The following is a 14,234-nucleotide window of genomic DNA, read 5'->3' as shown; positions in this document are numbered from 1 at the left end:
CCCCGTGTATCTGTCAAGCGGTTATTTTCAGAAGTTTTCAAAGTTTCGCTTCCGAAACATCAACAACTTCAACCACTTGCGCTTCCGATCTCTCGTTAGCGGGAGGCGAATTCTACAGCGTTACTCGCTGCTGTCAACACCTCTTTTTCACCGCTTTCGACCGAGAGGATCGAACCGCATATAGAGCCAAACAACACTGTTCTATCTGCGCCTTCCGGGCTTCGATGAACTGAAGCCCCGCACCTTCGAAACCTACTTAACTCGTTGAATTTCAAGGAGTTTTCCGTTTCGACTGCGCCGGAAGTGGGGCGAATTATAGACTTCCAGAATCTGCCGTCAACCCTTAATTACGCTTTTGTTGCAGAAGGGACTTTCCTACCCAGCAAACGCGGGATCCGGCGCATAACCGGCGGGACTCTGAGCATCAACAATACGGCCCCGATAAAGGCGTATATCGACCACTCCTTCAAATCAGCCCGCACGATCCACAGCATATGCAGCAACCCAAGCCCCAGAATCAGATACACCAGGCGATGCAATTTCTTCCAGCGCACGCCAAGTCGGCGCTGGCTGTAGCGATTGGATGTGACCGCCAGCACCAGCAAGCCGAGAAACCCAAGCGCCCCGACAATAATGTAAGGCCGCTTGCTCAACTCGACGCCCAACTGCGACCAGTCGAACCCCAGTATGAACGCCGCATACCCGCTTAAATGCAGCGTCACATAAGCAAAACACCACAACCCCAACTGGCGCCTGACCGCAATCCACCCCGCCCACCCCGTCAATTTTTGCAACGGCGTCATGCTCAAGGTGATCAGCAGCAAAATCAGCGTCCCCAACCCGAGCCGATCCACCAGCACTTTGCCCGGGTCTGGGCCCAACGCATTCATCAAGGCTTCGTAAAGCCAGAGCAACGGCCAGACTGCCGCGGCGATGAAGACGCTCATTCGCCAGAATGGAAAACGCATCAGTAGTCCTTCCTCAGGTCCATCCCTGCGTATAAAGAAGCGACTTCATCCTGATAGCCGTTGAACATCAGCGTATCGCGCACATTGGGACTGAACAGCCCACTGGGCAAACGACGCTCATGCGCTTGGGTCCAGCGAGGGTGATCGACCGTTGGATTGACGTTGGCATAAAAGCCGTATTCATCAGATGCGATGCTTTGCCAGGTGGTTTTCGGCTGTTCGCTCACCAGGCTGATGCGCACGATGGACTTCACGCTTTTGAAACCGTACTTCCACGGGACCACCAAGCGCAGTGGCGCGCCGTTCTGATTCGGCAACTCCCGCCCGTACATCCCGACCGCGAGGATGGCCAGCGGGTTCATCGCCTCGTCCAATCGCAAGCCTTCCACATACGGCCAGTCGATCAAGGCGAAACCGGAACGCTGCCCCGGCATGACCTTGGGGTCGCGCAAGGTTTCGAAGCGGATGTACTTGGCCTTGGAGGTCGGCTCGACCTGCTTGAGCAATGCCGAGATGGGAAAACCGATCCACGGAATGACCATCGACCAGGCTTCGACACAGCGCAGTCGATAAATCCGCTCTTCCAGTTGATAAGGCTTCATGAAGTCTTCCAACCCATAGCGCCCCGGCTTACCCACCTCCCCGTCCACGACCACGCTCCAGGGTTCGGTCTTCAAGGAGCCGGCATTGGCTGCCGGGTCCCCTTTGTCGGTCCCGAACTCATAGAAGTTGTTGTAATGGGTCGCGTCCTTGAACGGTGTGATGGACTCGTTCTTGACCGTGACCGCCTCCCACTGGACGGAGGGCAATTTCTCGGCGAACCAGGACGGCGCCTTGCCCGGCTCGACCTCGGCATAACGCGCCGCTTCAGCAGCGCTGGCCCATCGCGGCAAGCTGCTCACGGCGAGACCCGCCATGGTTGCACCGAGCATCTGACGACGGGATAGATAGAGGGATTCGGGCGTGACGTCCGATTCACGGCAGTCGGACGACTTGGGGATCTTGATCAGCATGACAACTCCGCAGTATTGGAGGGCAGATGCACCAATAGACTGCGGAGTATGGGGGAAATTACATTAAGACAACGTTTAGCGTCGGCGAAGACGCAACAAATATTGCACCGGGCCGGAAGCGGCATAGGCGAGGAACACCAGCAGCAGGATACGCGGCGGATCACTGAACACCACCGCGAATACCAGCACCACCGCCAGAATCGCCACGAATGGCACACGGCCCTTCAGATCCAGCTCCTTGAAGCTGTTGTACTTGATGTTGCTGACCATCAGCATCCCGGCCGCGGCAACCAGCAGCGCTACCAGGAACGACATTTTCGAACCCTGGATGCCGTAGTCGCTGAATGCCCAGACCACACCGGCCACCACACCCGCCGCGGCCGGACTGGCCAGGCCGATGAAGTAACGTTTGTCAGCCTTGCCGACCTGGGTGTTGAAACGAGCCAGGCGCAACGCCGCACCCGCCACATAGATGAAGGCAACCATCCAGCCGACCTTGCCCATGTCCCCCAGCGCCCAGCCGAACGCCAGCAAGGCGGGAGCCACGCCAAACGCGACCATGTCGGACAGTGAATCGTACTCGGCGCCGAACGCGCTCTGGGTATTGGTCATGCGGGCAACACGCCCGTCCAGGCCATCGAGCACCATGGCGACGAAGATGGCAATGGCGGCGAAGGCGAAGTAACGGCTCGCCCCTGCGCTATCACCGGCGCTCAAGGCAGCCTGGGCACTCATGGAGTTGATGATGGAATAGAAACCGGCGAACAGGTTCGCGGTGGTGAACAGGTTCGGCAGCAGATAGATGCCACGATGCCGGACCTTACGGCCTTCAGCGTCATGGCCTTCTTCGACGTGCTCATCGATGGGCAACAGGCTTTCGGCGTCAGGAGCCTGGTTTGGCTCGTCGGGACGTTCGCTCATGGGCAATACCTTGCAACGGTGTGAAAAAATTCGACAGATGTCTGGGACGACGGTTCGGCCGCAAACGATGCAGCTTTATACCAGAACCCATCGCCCAAACGAAAAAACGCGGCCAAGGCCGCGTTTTTCGACTCAAGTTCGCGACTTAGTTCTTGGCTTTGTCGACGATCTTGTTGGCGCTGATCCATGGCATCATCGAACGCAGTTGCTCACCGATGATTTCGATGCCGTGCGCAGCGTTGTTACGACGCTTGGCGGTCATCGAAGGATAGCCGGTGGCGCCTTCGCTGATGAACATCTTGGCGTATTCGCCGTCCTGGATACGTTTCAGGGCGTTGCGCATGGCCTGGCGGGATTCGGCGTTGATCACTTCCGGACCGGTCACGTACTCGCCGTACTCGGCGTTGTTGGAGATCGAGTAGTTCATGTTGGCGATACCGCCTTCGTACATGAGGTCAACGATCAGCTTCAGTTCGTGCAGGCACTCGAAGTAAGCCATTTCTGGCGCGTAGCCCGCTTCGACCAGGGTTTCGAAACCGGCCTTGACCAGTTCGACGGTACCGCCACACAGAACGGCTTGCTCGCCGAACAGGTCGGTTTCGGTCTCGTCCTTGAAGGTGGTTTCGATGATGCCGGTACGACCGCCACCCACACCGGCAGCGTAGGACAGGGCCACGTTCTTGGCGTTGCCCGAAGCGTCCTGGTAGATCGCGATCAGGTCAGGGATACCGCCGCCTTTCACGAACTCCGAACGCACGGTGTGGCCCGGGGCCTTCGGCGCGATCATGATCACATCGAGGTCGGCACGCGGCACGACCTGGTTGTAATGGATCGAGAAACCGTGGGAGAAGGCCAGGGTCGCGCCTTTCTTGATGTTCGGTTCGATTTCATCGCGATACAGGGCGCCCTGGAACTCGTCCGGAGTCAGGATCATGACCAGGTCGGCAGCGGCAACGGCGGAAGCCACGTCAGCCACTTTCAGGCCATGGGCCTCGGCCTTGGCGACGGTGGCCGAGCCTTTACGCAGGCCGACAGTCACGTCAACGCCGGAATCCTTCAGGTTGCACGCCTGGGCGTGACCTTGGGAACCGTAGCCGATGATGGCGACTTTCTTGCCCTGGATGATCGACAGGTCGCAGTCTTTATCGTAGAAAACTTTCATGAATTTCCCCTATATCCGGCCGTTCAGGCCATTCGCTAATTTGGTTAGATGCTCAGTACTTTGTCGCCACGGGCAATCCCGGTGACGCCACTGCGTACGGTTTCCAGAATCGAGGCAGTGCCGATCGATTGAATGAAGCTGTCGAGCTTGTCGCTGGTACCGGTCAACTGAACGGTATAGACGCTGGCGCTGACATCGACGATCTGCCCACGATAAATATCGGTAGTACGCTTGATCTCGGCGCGCTGGGCGCCGGTGGCCTTGACCTTGACCAGCATCAGTTCGCGCTCGATGTGAGCGCTTTCCGACAGGTCCACCAGCTTGACCACCTCGATCAGCTTGTTCAGGTTCTTGGTGATCTGCTCGATGATTTCATCGTGCCCCACGGTGGTCAGCGTCAGACGCGACAGGGTCGGGTCTTCGGTTGGCGCCACGGTCAGGCTTTCAATGTTGTAGTTGCGCTGCGAGAACAGGCCTACAACACGAGACAGCGCACCCGGTTCGTTTTCCAGAAGCAAGGAAATAATGTGTCGCATGATTAGGTACGCTCCGTCTTGCTCAGCCACATATCGCGCATGGAGCCGTCTTTGATCTGCATCGGGTAGACGTGCTCGCTGGTGTCGACCGCAATATCGATCACCACCAGGCGATCCTTCATGGCGAACGCTTCCTCCATCTTCGACTTCAAATCCTTCGATTCGGTGATGCGCACGCCAACGTGACCGTAGGCCTCCGCCAGCTTGACGAAATCAGGCAGCGATTCCATGTAGGAGTGCGAGTGACGGCTGCCGTAGCTCATGTCCTGCCACTGGCGAACCATTCCCAACACACCGTTGTTCAGGATCACGATCTTCACCGGCAAACCGTATTGCAGGCAGGTGGACAGTTCCTGGATGTTCATCTGGATGCTGCCCTCGCCGGTGACGCAGGCGACGTCGGCATCCGGGAAGCTCAACTTGATACCCATGGCCGCCGGGAAACCGAAGCCCATGGTGCCCAGGCCACCGGAGTTGATCCAGCGGTTGGGTTTGTCGAACTTGTAGTACTGCGCCGCGAACATCTGGTGCTGACCCACGTCGGAGGTCACAAAGGCATCGCCCTTGGTCACTTCGCACAGGGTTTCGATCACGGTCTGCGGCTTGATCACACTGCCGTCGCCCTTGTCATAAGGGAACAAGCCGCGATCGCCGCGCCATTCATCGACCTGCTTCCACCAGCTAGCCACGGACTCCTTGTTCGGAACCTCGCCGATTTCCTTGAGGATGGCGACCATTTCGGTCAGCACGCTCTCGACAGGACCAACAATCGGCACGTCTGCCTTGATAGTCTTGGAGATGGACGCCGGGTCGATGTCGATATGGATGATCTTGGCGTTCGGGCAGAACTTCGCCGGGCCGTTGATCACACGGTCGTCGAAACGCGCGCCGACCGCCAGGATCACATCGGCGTGGTGCATCGCCAGGTTGGCGGTGTAGCTGCCGTGCATGCCGAGCATGCCGATGAACTGACGGTCGGTGCCTGGGAAGGCGCCCAGGCCCATCAGCGTATTGGTGACCGGCAGGTTGAGCATTTTGGCCAGTTCGGTCAGCGGCGCGGAGCCACCGCCGAGGATCACGCCACCACCGGAGTACAGCACAGGCCGCTTGGCCGCCAGCAGCATTTCGGCTGCCTTGCGGATCTGCCCGGAGTGACCACGGACCGCCGGACTGTAGGAACGCAGCTTGGCTTTTTTCGGGAAGATGTATTCGAACTTCTCGGCCGGGTTGGTCATGTCTTTCGGGACATCGACCACGACCGGGCCCGGACGACCGGATTCAGCCAGGTAGAAAGCCTTCTTCATGACTTCCGGGATTTCCGACGCGTGCTTGATCATGAAGCTGTGCTTCACGATCGGCCGGGAGATACCGATCATGTCGGTTTCCTGGAACGCATCGGTACCCACCATGGTGCTGGGCACCTGGCCGGAGATGATCACCATCGGGATGGAGTCCATGTACGCGGTGGCGATACCGGTGATGGCGTTCGTGGCGCCAGGACCGGACGTCACCAGGACCACGCCGGCCTTGCCGGTAGCACGGGCATAACCATCAGCCATATGGGTGGCCGCCTGCTCGTGACGAACCAGGATGTGGGTCACTTCCGGTTCTTTGAACAGGGCATCGTAGACATGAAGAAGAGCACCACCGGGGTACCCGTAGATATATTTGACGCCTTCGTCACGCAAAAAGCGGACGAGCATCTCACCGCCAGATAAAAGCTCCACGTTGTTCACCTCTAAAACGCCAGAATACCGACCCACAAAAAGGGGACGGGTCTTAATAGGTTTACTTCTCGGCAGAGCATGAGCGACGGTGGTCGCCGACTACGTCAGCACTGACTGAGCAAGTATTGGGATCGTCCCAAGTGTTGCGGGCCTTTCCCACCCAGCGCGAGGTAACGCGTTGCGGGTGTAACAGGTCGGCGCGGATGTGCGCCTCATGATCTGCCGAGTGGGTCTGCTTCTGGCAGTCCCTCTACAGCGGACTTTGGATTCTTCTGTTTCGCCTCCTTCAAGTCAAGTCGTCTATGTGCTTTATTCGAAGTAAGCGCATGAGAACGCAAGAAAAAACCCTTAAACGGCAACTGTGTTAGCTTCAATTGCGCAACCCAAGACAAGGAAACAGCATGCGAATGATCTTCTTGACGGCCAGCCTGCTGGTTGGCCTGAGCCCGATGTGCATGGCCGCCCAGGTCTACAAATGGGTGGATGCCCAAGGTGTCACCCACTTCGGATCCCAGCCGCCCCAGGACGCCGAGGCCACGACCGTGATCAAGTCCTCACCATCCGTCGCCAAACCGCCCGCGCCGCCTTCCGGCGGCGTCATTGGCGACCAGAAGGCGATCGATAAAGAGGTCAAGAAACAGATTGCCGAGCAGGAAGCCCAGCTCAAGGCGTTTTGCGAGCAGGCCAGGACCAACCTGGCGCAGCTGCAGAACAACCCGCGGGTACGTGAAGACGTGGAAGGGGAAATGCGCCGCCTCAATGACGAAGAGCGGCGCCAGCGCATCGAGGAAACCCGCAAGCAGATCGATGAGCACTGTCAGTGACGTCGGTCAGCCGACGTTGCTGATCATCTGATCGAATTGCGCCAACAGCCGCTGCAACGCCACGCCCTGCCCGGGACGCTGGGCATAGACCATCTCGGCCATGGCCAGGATGCCCGAGGCGTTGGGCAGCGGCAGATCGTTTTCCAGGATGGCTTTCATCCTGGGCAGGAAAATCCATTGCAGCCACTGCTCGAAATCCAGTGTGTCGACCGCGAACGGCTCCACACTGGCCAGCGCCTCGGCCGAAGGCGATACCTCGCTCCACCAACCCTGGACCCGCAGCTCCCGCTCGATCAGCAGCAACTGATCGGCGATTTGGGGAAAACGCCTATCCATCAGAGCGAAACCTTGGCCTTTTGACGGGCCAGCGCCGCGCCAGCGGAATCGCCTTGTTTCTCACGGGCCTGGGCGATCAATTCCCACAGGCTGGCCTGAAGCGCCGGGCGACCACTGGAGAATGTCAGGCCACGGCGGGCCAGTTGTTCGGCTTGCGGCGCATCGCCCTGGGCCATGCGCACCTGGGCCAGGCGATAGAGCACCTGGGGTTCACGCGGCGCTACACGCTGGGCGCGCTCCAGGCTGGAGGACGCACCGTTGAGGTCACCGCCGGCCTGTTGCTGTTGCGCCGTGGTCAGCAGGGCCAGCACCGGGCCGTCCAGTTGTTCATCGGCGGACAAACCACCGGAACTTGCCGACGGGACGCTGCTCGGCGTCGAAGGCATGCTGTAGCTGCCCTGATCGATCGGCGAAGTTTCGATAGGCCCTGGCGTGATCGGGCCCGGCGTGATCGGCGTGCTGCTGATCGGCACCGAGGTTGTCGCACCACCGCCGGGCACCATCACGACGACACCGGTGTCACCCTGCGGGATGGCCTGGACCTGGCCTTGCACAGGCCGCTTCACCGTCGTTTGACGGAAACCGCCGTTGGCCGAGACCCGCTCGCTGTTGGACACAGCCGTGCCGGAGTCGACGACCGGAATCGAACCGCGCTGTACGGTAGAGCAACCACTGAGCAAAGCCACGGCCGTTACCGCTGGAATCAACCACTTGTTCACTTGAAACCCTCTTTGCTTAATTCATCCAGTCCTTGACCCAATCCATCACCGATTCGGCGGGATTCGTGCCGCCACAGGCTGCACCGGGTGGCGGTTCGCTGCCGCGAATATACGGCATCTGTACGGCGCCCGGGCAATTGGCGTCGGAGCCTTGGCCAGTACGCGAATCGACCCAGGCCTGGACGATGTTGTCCGGTTGCGGCATGTCCAGCGGCAACGGGTCGGCCTTGCGCATGAAACTGGTCCAGACCTGCAACGCGCCAGTGGCGCCGGTGAACGGGGTCTTGCCGTTGTCATCGCGTCCGAGCCAGACCACCGCCAACAAGTCCTGGCTGAAACCGGCGAACCAACTGTCGCGCGAGTCGTTACTGGTCCCGGTCTTGCCCGCCAGGGTCAGGGTCCGGGGCAACACGTTATAAACCGAACTGCCGGTGCCTTCACGCATGACCCGCTGCATCGCGCTCTGGATCAGATAAATGGAGGCCGGATCGAAGCGCTGCTGGATCTGGAACGGATAACGCTTGAGCGGCTCGCCATCGGCGGTCAGCACGCTGCGGATCCCGCGCATCGGCGTATTGAAACCGCCGTTGGCCAGCGTCTGGTACATCGCCGCCACTTCTATCGGCGTCAGCCCGCCCGCCCCCAGCAACATCGACGGGAAAGCCGGCAGTTCGCGGCTTACGCCCAGGCGCGCGAGGGTCTTGAGTACGTTCGGCACGCCGACTTCCAGCCCGAGGCGAGCCGTCGACAGGTTGTAGGAATGCGCCAACCCCTGATAGAGGAACACCGTGCCGTGGGAACGACGATCATAGTTCTGCGGTTTCCAGACCTGGCCATCCGCGCCCTTGACCGAGAACGCCTCGTCCGACAGCCAACTGGTCAGCGTGTACTGGCTCGGTTTCTCCAAGGCGGTGAGGTACACCGCCGGCTTGATCAGCGAACCAATCGGACGCACCGCATCCAGGGCCCGGTTGAAGCCGGCGAAACTGGCCTGGCGGCTGCCGATCATGGCTTGGACTTCGCCGGTTTCCGGGTTGGTCACCACCATGGCCGCTTCGACTTCGTCGGCACCCTTGCGTCCGCCCAGCCGTTTGAAGGTGTCCTCGACCGAGGCTTCGGCCTTCATCTGCAGGATCGGGTCGAAACTGGTGAAGATGCGCAAGCCTTCTTCGGTCAAGTCTTCGTCGCGGTAGTCTTCCCGTAGCTGACGCTTGACCAGGTCCATGAAGCCGGGGAACGAACTGTCCGCCAGGCTGCCACGCTTGGTCACGCCCAACGGCATCTTTTTCGCGGCTTCGACTTGCTCGGCCGTCGCCACACCTTGTTGTTGCAGCAGGTCGAGCACCAGGTTGCGCCGCTCGAGGGCACGTTCCGGATTACGACGCGGGTTGTAGGAAGACGGCCCCTTGACCATGCCCACCAGCAACGCCACCTGATGCAGCTTGAGCTCGGACAGCGGCTGGCTGAAGAAGAACTGGCTGGCAAGGCCGAAACCGTGCACCGCCCGTTGACCGTCCTGGCCGACGAAGACCTCGTTGAGGTACGCCTCCAGAATCTCCTGTTTGTCGTAGTGCAGCTCCAGCAACAGCGCCATCATGGCTTCGGTGAGCTTGCGGGTCAGGCTGCGCTCGTTGGTCAGGTAGAAGTTCTTGACTAGCTGTTGGGTCAGGGTACTGCCGCCCTGGCGCATATGACCCGAAGAGGTGTTGATCCAGATGGCCCGGGCGATCGACTTGGGCGAGACGCCGAAGTGATGATAGAAGTCGCGGTCTTCGACGGCGATCAGCGTGTCGAGCAGGAACGGCGGCACCTGGTCGATCTTGATCAGGATCCGGTCTTCGAGGTTCTTGGGGTACAGGCCGCCAATGAGCAGCGGTTCAAGGCGCACCACCGACAGGCTCGCGTTGTTGGCGCCGGTCAGCGCAGCCACATAGTCACCGGAAAAACGCACCCGCACCGGTTGCGCCTGTTCCATGCCTTCATAGAACTGGAAACCACGGGTGTTGAGGTCGATGGTATTGCCATTGACCGAGGCCGCACCCGGGCCATTGGCCACGCTTTCACGGCGATAACCCAAGGCATCGAGTTCGGTCAGGAAGTCGTCCTTGCTCAGCTTTTGTCCGACGAACAGCTCCAACGGCCGGGCATAGACCTTGGCCGGGATGGTCCAGCGCTTGCCGGAGAATTTCTCCTGGACCACGGCATCGAGATAGACCGCAAAACCGGCGAGCACGACGAGGCCCACCAGGCTGAGTTTAAGGGCCCAGCCCAGCCAGGGCCGCAGGCGGCTGGCGGGTGGTTTCTTGGGGGTTCGGGGGGTTCGGGTACGAGTCATGGCGGCGGATTATACGCACTTTGCCGCGGTTCAACATGAGCCCGCCACGCGGTTTGCGTTAGCGCGGCTTGCCGCCATAATGACGGCCTTGAATTTTCCCAGACTCTGAAGGACCGCCCGTGAGCCAATCCCTGATCGCCGCCTTGCAAAACCCGGCCCTCTACCCGCATCCCGTCGAAGCGTTCCAGGTCATCGAAACCCACATTTCCTGGGTATTGCTCACCGGGCCATACGCCTACAAATTCAAAAAACCGGTCAACTTCGGTTTCCTCGACTTCACCAGCCTCGAGGCGCGCCAGCATTTCTGCGGCGAAGAGTTACGCCTGAACCAGCGCCTGACCCAAGACCTGTACCTGGACGTCCTGCCGATTACCGGTAGCGTCGAAGCACCACAACTGGGTGGCGACGGTCCGGCCATCGAATACGCCCTGAAGATGCGTCAGTTCCCGCAAAGCCAATTGCTCAGCACGTTGCAAGCCAACGGCGAACTGACCACCGCGCACATCGACGAAATGGCCGCCCAGATCGCCCAGTTCCACCTCTCCACGCCCGAGGTGCCCGCCGAAAACGCCGCCGGTACCCCGCAAAGCGTGATGGCGCCGGTGCTGCAGAACTTCGAACAGATCCGCCCGTTCCTCAACGACAAGGCCGACCTGCTGCAACTCGAAGCGTTGCAAGCCTGGGCCGAAAGCAGTTTCGAACGCCTCAAGCCGCTGCTCACCCAGCGCAAGGCCGAAGGCTTCATCCGCGAATGCCACGGCGATATCCACCTGGGCAACGCCACTGTGATCGACGGCAAGGTGGTGATTTTCGACTGCATTGAGTTCAACGAACCGTTCCGTTTCACCGACGTCTACGCCGACACCGGCTTCCTGGCGATGGACCTGGAGGACCGTGGTCTCAAGTCCCTGGCGCGGCGTTTCGTCAGCCAGTACCTGGAACTGACCGGCGACTACCAGGGCCTGGAACTGCTGAACTTCTATAAAGCCTACCGCGCCCTCGTCCGGGCAAAAGTCGCGCTGTTCAGCATGCCGGCCGAAGCCGATCCGGTGCAGCGCGCCACCACCCTGCGCCAATACCGCAACTACGCCAACCTGGCCGAAAGCTACAGCACCATTCCATCGCCTTTCCTGGCCATCACCCACGGTGTTTCGGCCGTTGGCAAAAGCCATGTCGCGATGCGCCTGGTAGAGGCACTGGGCGCCATTCGCCTGCGCTCGGACGTGGAGCGCAAACGCCTGTTCGGCCAGCAACAGGTTCCCAACGATCCACAAGCCGGCATCTATAGCAACGACGCCAGCAGCGCCACCTACGCCCGCCTGCATGAAGTCGCCGCGGCGATCCTGCGCGCCGGATTCCCAGTAGTGATCGACGCCACCTACCTCAAACACGATCAGCGCGACGCCGCGGCAAAAGTCGCCGAGGCCACGGGCGCTCCGTTCCTGATCCTCGACTGCGACGCGCCGCAAGCGGTCATCGAAAGCCGGCTGGCACAGCGCCAGGCCGACCAACAAGACCCCTCCGATGCGAACCTGGCAGTCATCGCCGCACAACAGTCCAGCCGTGAAGCCCTGACCCCGGCGGAAATTCTCTGCAGCAAACGGGTCCAAACCAACGAAAGCGGTACGCTCGACGTCGTGGTCGCGCAGATCCGCCAGCGCCTGCCAGGCCTGTAGATCATTATTTCGGCCGTGAAGCGATGTCCGGCTTCACGGCTGTCAAATAGTGGCACTATACTGGCGTCATAAAACCATCAGGTGATATGAAATGAGCCTTCCCAAACTTCTCGGTACCCCGCTTTATGCCTTGCTGCGCAAAGATGATATCGCCGGGTTCAACAGCGAACGCCCACAAGGTCCGGTCGACATGCGCGGCGGCGATTTTCGAGGCCTTGACCTGCGGGAACTGAACGCGGACGACGTTGACTTCAGCGACGCCTACTTCCGCTCCGCCGATTTGCGCGGCATCGATTTTCGCAAGTCGTCGTTGGAAGGCGCGAGCCTGGCCCATGCGCAGATATCCGGCGCCTACTTTCCGCCCGAACTGTCTGCGGATGAAATCCTGATGTCGATGAACTTCGGCACCCGGCTGCGCTACCGCACCCGCTGACGGTGCCTGAACCGGGCCGGCCGACGCGCGGACCCGCCACGACCGAACAGACCTCCAGCGCCCCCGCTTGCGCTGGAGAATGCAGTCTTTTCCCTCCTCATCGTGCGTAATGCATTAGAAGCTTTTGCATCGAATCCCACCAAAGAATCACGCTTTTCCTACTGACCGCTACACTGCTCAGAAGCTTGCCCACCGCACCAGTCGGCCGTCGCAAGGAGGCTCGATGAATGATGAACTGCAACACCTGAAGAATCTGGGCAAGACGTCGGCCCAGTGGCTGCACGCCGTGGGTATCCACAGCGCTTCCGATCTACGCCGGCTTGGGGCGGTGGACGCCTATCGCGCGGTGCGCACGCGCGGCTTCCGGGCGTCCAAGGTGTTGCTGTACGCCATCGAGGGTGCGTTGATGGATGTGCATTGGAACGACATCCCCGCTGAACGCAAGGAAGCCCTGAATAAACAGCTGGACGCCATTTCGACGCGTCACAAAGCCTGATGCCCCTTTCGTTTCCAGTGCGAACCCTGGCCGCGAGGTTATTTCGACGAATCGCAAAAACAATGTTTGACATGGTAATGAGAATCGCTATGATTACCACATCCAGTCGCGAGACTGGCCGATATTTGAACAGCCCTTGGTTCGGACTCTCAGATATCTCCTCATCAGGCTAATCACGGTTATTTGACCCGGCTCTTGCCGGGTCTTTTTTTGCCTGCGATATCACTTACCGATGTGTTCACGCATCTGCGCACAATAATCCTGGGGCGGCATGGCCTGGGTGTACCACACGTAGTCCGCCATGGCCGACGTCACGTCACTGCCCTCCTCGGCCAACATCAGGACGATCGGTGCCTCGCTGGCACCAAGGTCCAACGCGTGCAGCGGCGCGCCGACATCTTTTCGCCCATGCCAGGCGCCCGCGAACAACAATGCCGGTGTCGGCGCTTGCAGCAGGCGTTCGGCCATGCGCCGGTCACGCTGTTGCTGCACGGCCAGCATCGGTGGCATTTGCGACTCTGGCAGCAAACCACAGTGGGATTCACGGATCTGCCCCAACAACGCGTCTTTCACCGTGGCGGCATTGGCGCGCGCGCCCATCAAGCTGGGCGTTTGTCGGTAGAAACGCTGGATCTCGGCGGGGTCCAGATTGGCGGCCAGCAATGGATAGCGTTGCGCCAGGGCAAACTCGACGATGGGTCCGTACAGGCTCCAATCCCAGCCGGGGGACCAGGCCAGCGCGTCGGGCAGGTCCTTGGGCAAGGCGGGCAGTTGGCGGACCGAATCAACGCGTGGCTGTTGGGAGGGGGTGAGCATTTCCAGCAACAGGCTGCCCTGGGCCCGCTGTCCGGCCAAGGCCTGGAGCAGCCATAGCTGCAGCGCCTGGTGGTCAGGATTGTCGTGCCGCTCCCCTACCACCACCCGAGGCGCCTTTGCCAGGCGTTCGACCAGTGCCTGTGGCGTCACGGCCTGGCCGTTGTGCAAATCACGAATCCGTCCGCCGAGCGGGGGCGGGGCGATGCTCTGGCACGCCGTCAATACACTCAATGCCAGAATCAGGAGCAGGCGCACGTCCGTATCCTCCAGGG

General features: G+C 60.3%; 14 protein-coding genes. 4 read left to right on the top strand and 10 right to left on the bottom strand.

Annotation, left to right across the window (positions count from 1 at the left end):
- Window positions 1-347: 347 nt before the first annotated feature.
- From msrQ to BLU85_RS24825, 6 genes are all read right to left on the bottom strand, one after another.
- Window positions 348-968 (bottom strand): protein-methionine-sulfoxide reductase heme-binding subunit MsrQ, encoded by a 621-nt coding sequence (gene msrQ, locus BLU85_RS24850; RefSeq protein WP_092204282.1) that lies wholly within the window; start codon window positions 966-968, stop codon window positions 348-350.
- Window positions 968-1,981 carry a protein-methionine-sulfoxide reductase catalytic subunit MsrP gene (msrP, locus tag BLU85_RS24845; protein WP_092204281.1) on the bottom strand — a complete coding sequence of 338 codons (1,014 nt, stop codon included), beginning with the start codon at window positions 1,979-1,981 and terminating at the stop codon, window positions 968-970. Before msrP ends, msrQ begins: the two co-directional genes overlap by 1 nt.
- Window positions 1,982-2,056: 75 nt before the next feature.
- On the bottom strand, window positions 2,057-2,902 hold the full coding sequence (pssA, locus tag BLU85_RS24840; RefSeq protein WP_092204280.1) for a CDP-diacylglycerol--serine O-phosphatidyltransferase: 846 nt from the start codon (window positions 2,900-2,902) through the stop codon (window positions 2,057-2,059).
- A gap of 145 nt (window positions 2,903-3,047) precedes the next feature.
- A complete protein-coding gene (gene ilvC, locus BLU85_RS24835; protein ID WP_024779611.1) occupies window positions 3,048-4,064 on the bottom strand; it encodes a ketol-acid reductoisomerase in 1,017 nt (338 codons plus the stop codon).
- A gap of 44 nt (window positions 4,065-4,108) precedes the next feature.
- Window positions 4,109-4,600, bottom strand: coding sequence for an acetolactate synthase small subunit (ilvN, locus tag BLU85_RS24830; protein WP_003205610.1), 492 nt, complete (start codon window positions 4,598-4,600; stop codon window positions 4,109-4,111).
- Between the two features lie 2 nt (window positions 4,601-4,602).
- Window positions 4,603-6,327, bottom strand: a complete 1,725-nt coding sequence (locus BLU85_RS24825; RefSeq protein WP_060743130.1) for an acetolactate synthase 3 large subunit — start codon at window positions 6,325-6,327, stop codon at window positions 4,603-4,605.
- A gap of 401 nt (window positions 6,328-6,728) precedes the next feature.
- On the opposite strand from BLU85_RS24825, the gene BLU85_RS24820 reads away from it, so the two are divergent.
- Entirely contained in the window at window positions 6,729-7,151 is a 423-nt protein-coding gene (locus BLU85_RS24820; protein WP_170847639.1) for a DUF4124 domain-containing protein, read from the top strand.
- Window positions 7,152-7,157: 6 nt separating this feature from the next.
- Here the strand turns inward: BLU85_RS24820 and BLU85_RS24815 are convergent, their stop codons facing one another.
- From BLU85_RS24815 to mrcB, 3 genes are read right to left on the bottom strand one after another with little or no spacing between them, the layout of a single operon-like run.
- Window positions 7,158-7,487: a YqcC family protein gene (locus BLU85_RS24815; RefSeq protein ID WP_092204278.1), complete on the bottom strand. Its 330-nt coding sequence runs from the start codon at window positions 7,485-7,487 to the stop codon at window positions 7,158-7,160.
- Window positions 7,487-8,206, bottom strand: coding sequence for a tetratricopeptide repeat protein (locus BLU85_RS24810; protein ID WP_092204277.1), 720 nt, complete (start codon window positions 8,204-8,206; stop codon window positions 7,487-7,489). The genes BLU85_RS24815 and BLU85_RS24810 overlap by 1 nt, the downstream gene beginning before the upstream one ends.
- A gap of 16 nt (window positions 8,207-8,222) precedes the next feature.
- Window positions 8,223-10,541 carry a penicillin-binding protein 1B gene (mrcB, locus tag BLU85_RS24805; RefSeq protein ID WP_092204276.1) on the bottom strand — a complete coding sequence of 773 codons (2,319 nt, stop codon included), beginning with the start codon at window positions 10,539-10,541 and terminating at the stop codon, window positions 8,223-8,225.
- Window positions 10,542-10,660: 119 nt separating this feature from the next.
- On the opposite strand from mrcB, the gene BLU85_RS24800 reads away from it, so the two are divergent.
- From BLU85_RS24800 to BLU85_RS24790, 3 genes are all read left to right on the top strand, one after another.
- A complete protein-coding gene (locus tag BLU85_RS24800) occupies window positions 10,661-12,217 on the top strand; it encodes a bifunctional aminoglycoside phosphotransferase/ATP-binding protein (RefSeq protein ID WP_092204275.1) in 1,557 nt (518 codons plus the stop codon).
- Between the two features lie 91 nt (window positions 12,218-12,308).
- On the top strand, window positions 12,309-12,650 hold the full coding sequence (locus tag BLU85_RS24795) for a pentapeptide repeat-containing protein (protein ID WP_060740600.1): 342 nt from the start codon (window positions 12,309-12,311) through the stop codon (window positions 12,648-12,650).
- 223 nt (window positions 12,651-12,873) lie between these two features.
- On the top strand, window positions 12,874-13,146 hold the full coding sequence (locus BLU85_RS24790) for a TfoX/Sxy family protein (protein ID WP_003205623.1): 273 nt from the start codon (window positions 12,874-12,876) through the stop codon (window positions 13,144-13,146).
- 222 nt (window positions 13,147-13,368) lie between these two features.
- Here the strand turns inward: BLU85_RS24790 and BLU85_RS24785 are convergent, their stop codons facing one another.
- The gene (locus tag BLU85_RS24785) at window positions 13,369-14,217 is read right to left on the bottom strand and encodes a ChaN family lipoprotein (protein WP_092204274.1); all 849 of its coding nucleotides are present in this window, start codon (window positions 14,215-14,217) and stop codon (window positions 13,369-13,371) included.
- Between the last annotated feature and the right edge of the window lie 17 nt (window positions 14,218-14,234).

This window comes from Pseudomonas sp. NFACC14 (assembly GCF_900106885.1).
In the GTDB taxonomy this organism is placed as follows: Bacteria; Pseudomonadota; Gammaproteobacteria; order Pseudomonadales; family Pseudomonadaceae; genus Aquipseudomonas; species Aquipseudomonas fluorescens_AA.
The sequence above is the reverse complement of the archived record's forward strand: the minus strand, read 5'-3'. Positions and strand labels throughout refer to the sequence as shown.

Excerpts from the sequence above, each read along its gene's own strand:
- msrQ (WP_092204282.1), bottom strand. The coding sequence starts at position 968 with ATGCGTTTTCCATTCTGGCGAATGAGCGTCTTCATCGCCGCGGCAGTC.
- msrP (WP_092204281.1), bottom strand. The coding sequence starts at position 1,981 with ATGCTGATCAAGATCCCCAAGTCGTCCGACTGCCGTGAATCGGACGTC.
- pssA (WP_092204280.1), bottom strand. The coding sequence starts at position 2,902 with ATGAGCGAACGTCCCGACGAGCCAAACCAGGCTCCTGACGCCGAAAGC.
- ilvC (WP_024779611.1), bottom strand. The coding sequence starts at position 4,064 with ATGAAAGTTTTCTACGATAAAGACTGCGACCTGTCGATCATCCAGGGC.
- ilvN (WP_003205610.1), bottom strand. The coding sequence starts at position 4,600 with ATGCGACACATTATTTCCTTGCTTCTGGAAAACGAACCGGGTGCGCTG.
- BLU85_RS24820 (WP_170847639.1), top strand. The coding sequence starts at position 6,729 with ATGCGAATGATCTTCTTGACGGCCAGCCTGCTGGTTGGCCTGAGCCCG.
- BLU85_RS24815 (WP_092204278.1), bottom strand. The coding sequence starts at position 7,487 with ATGGATAGGCGTTTTCCCCAAATCGCCGATCAGTTGCTGCTGATCGAG.
- mrcB (WP_092204276.1), bottom strand. The coding sequence starts at position 10,541 with ATGACTCGTACCCGAACCCCCCGAACCCCCAAGAAACCACCCGCCAGC.
- BLU85_RS24795 (WP_060740600.1), top strand. The coding sequence starts at position 12,309 with ATGAGCCTTCCCAAACTTCTCGGTACCCCGCTTTATGCCTTGCTGCGC.
- BLU85_RS24790 (WP_003205623.1), top strand. The coding sequence starts at position 12,874 with ATGAATGATGAACTGCAACACCTGAAGAATCTGGGCAAGACGTCGGCC.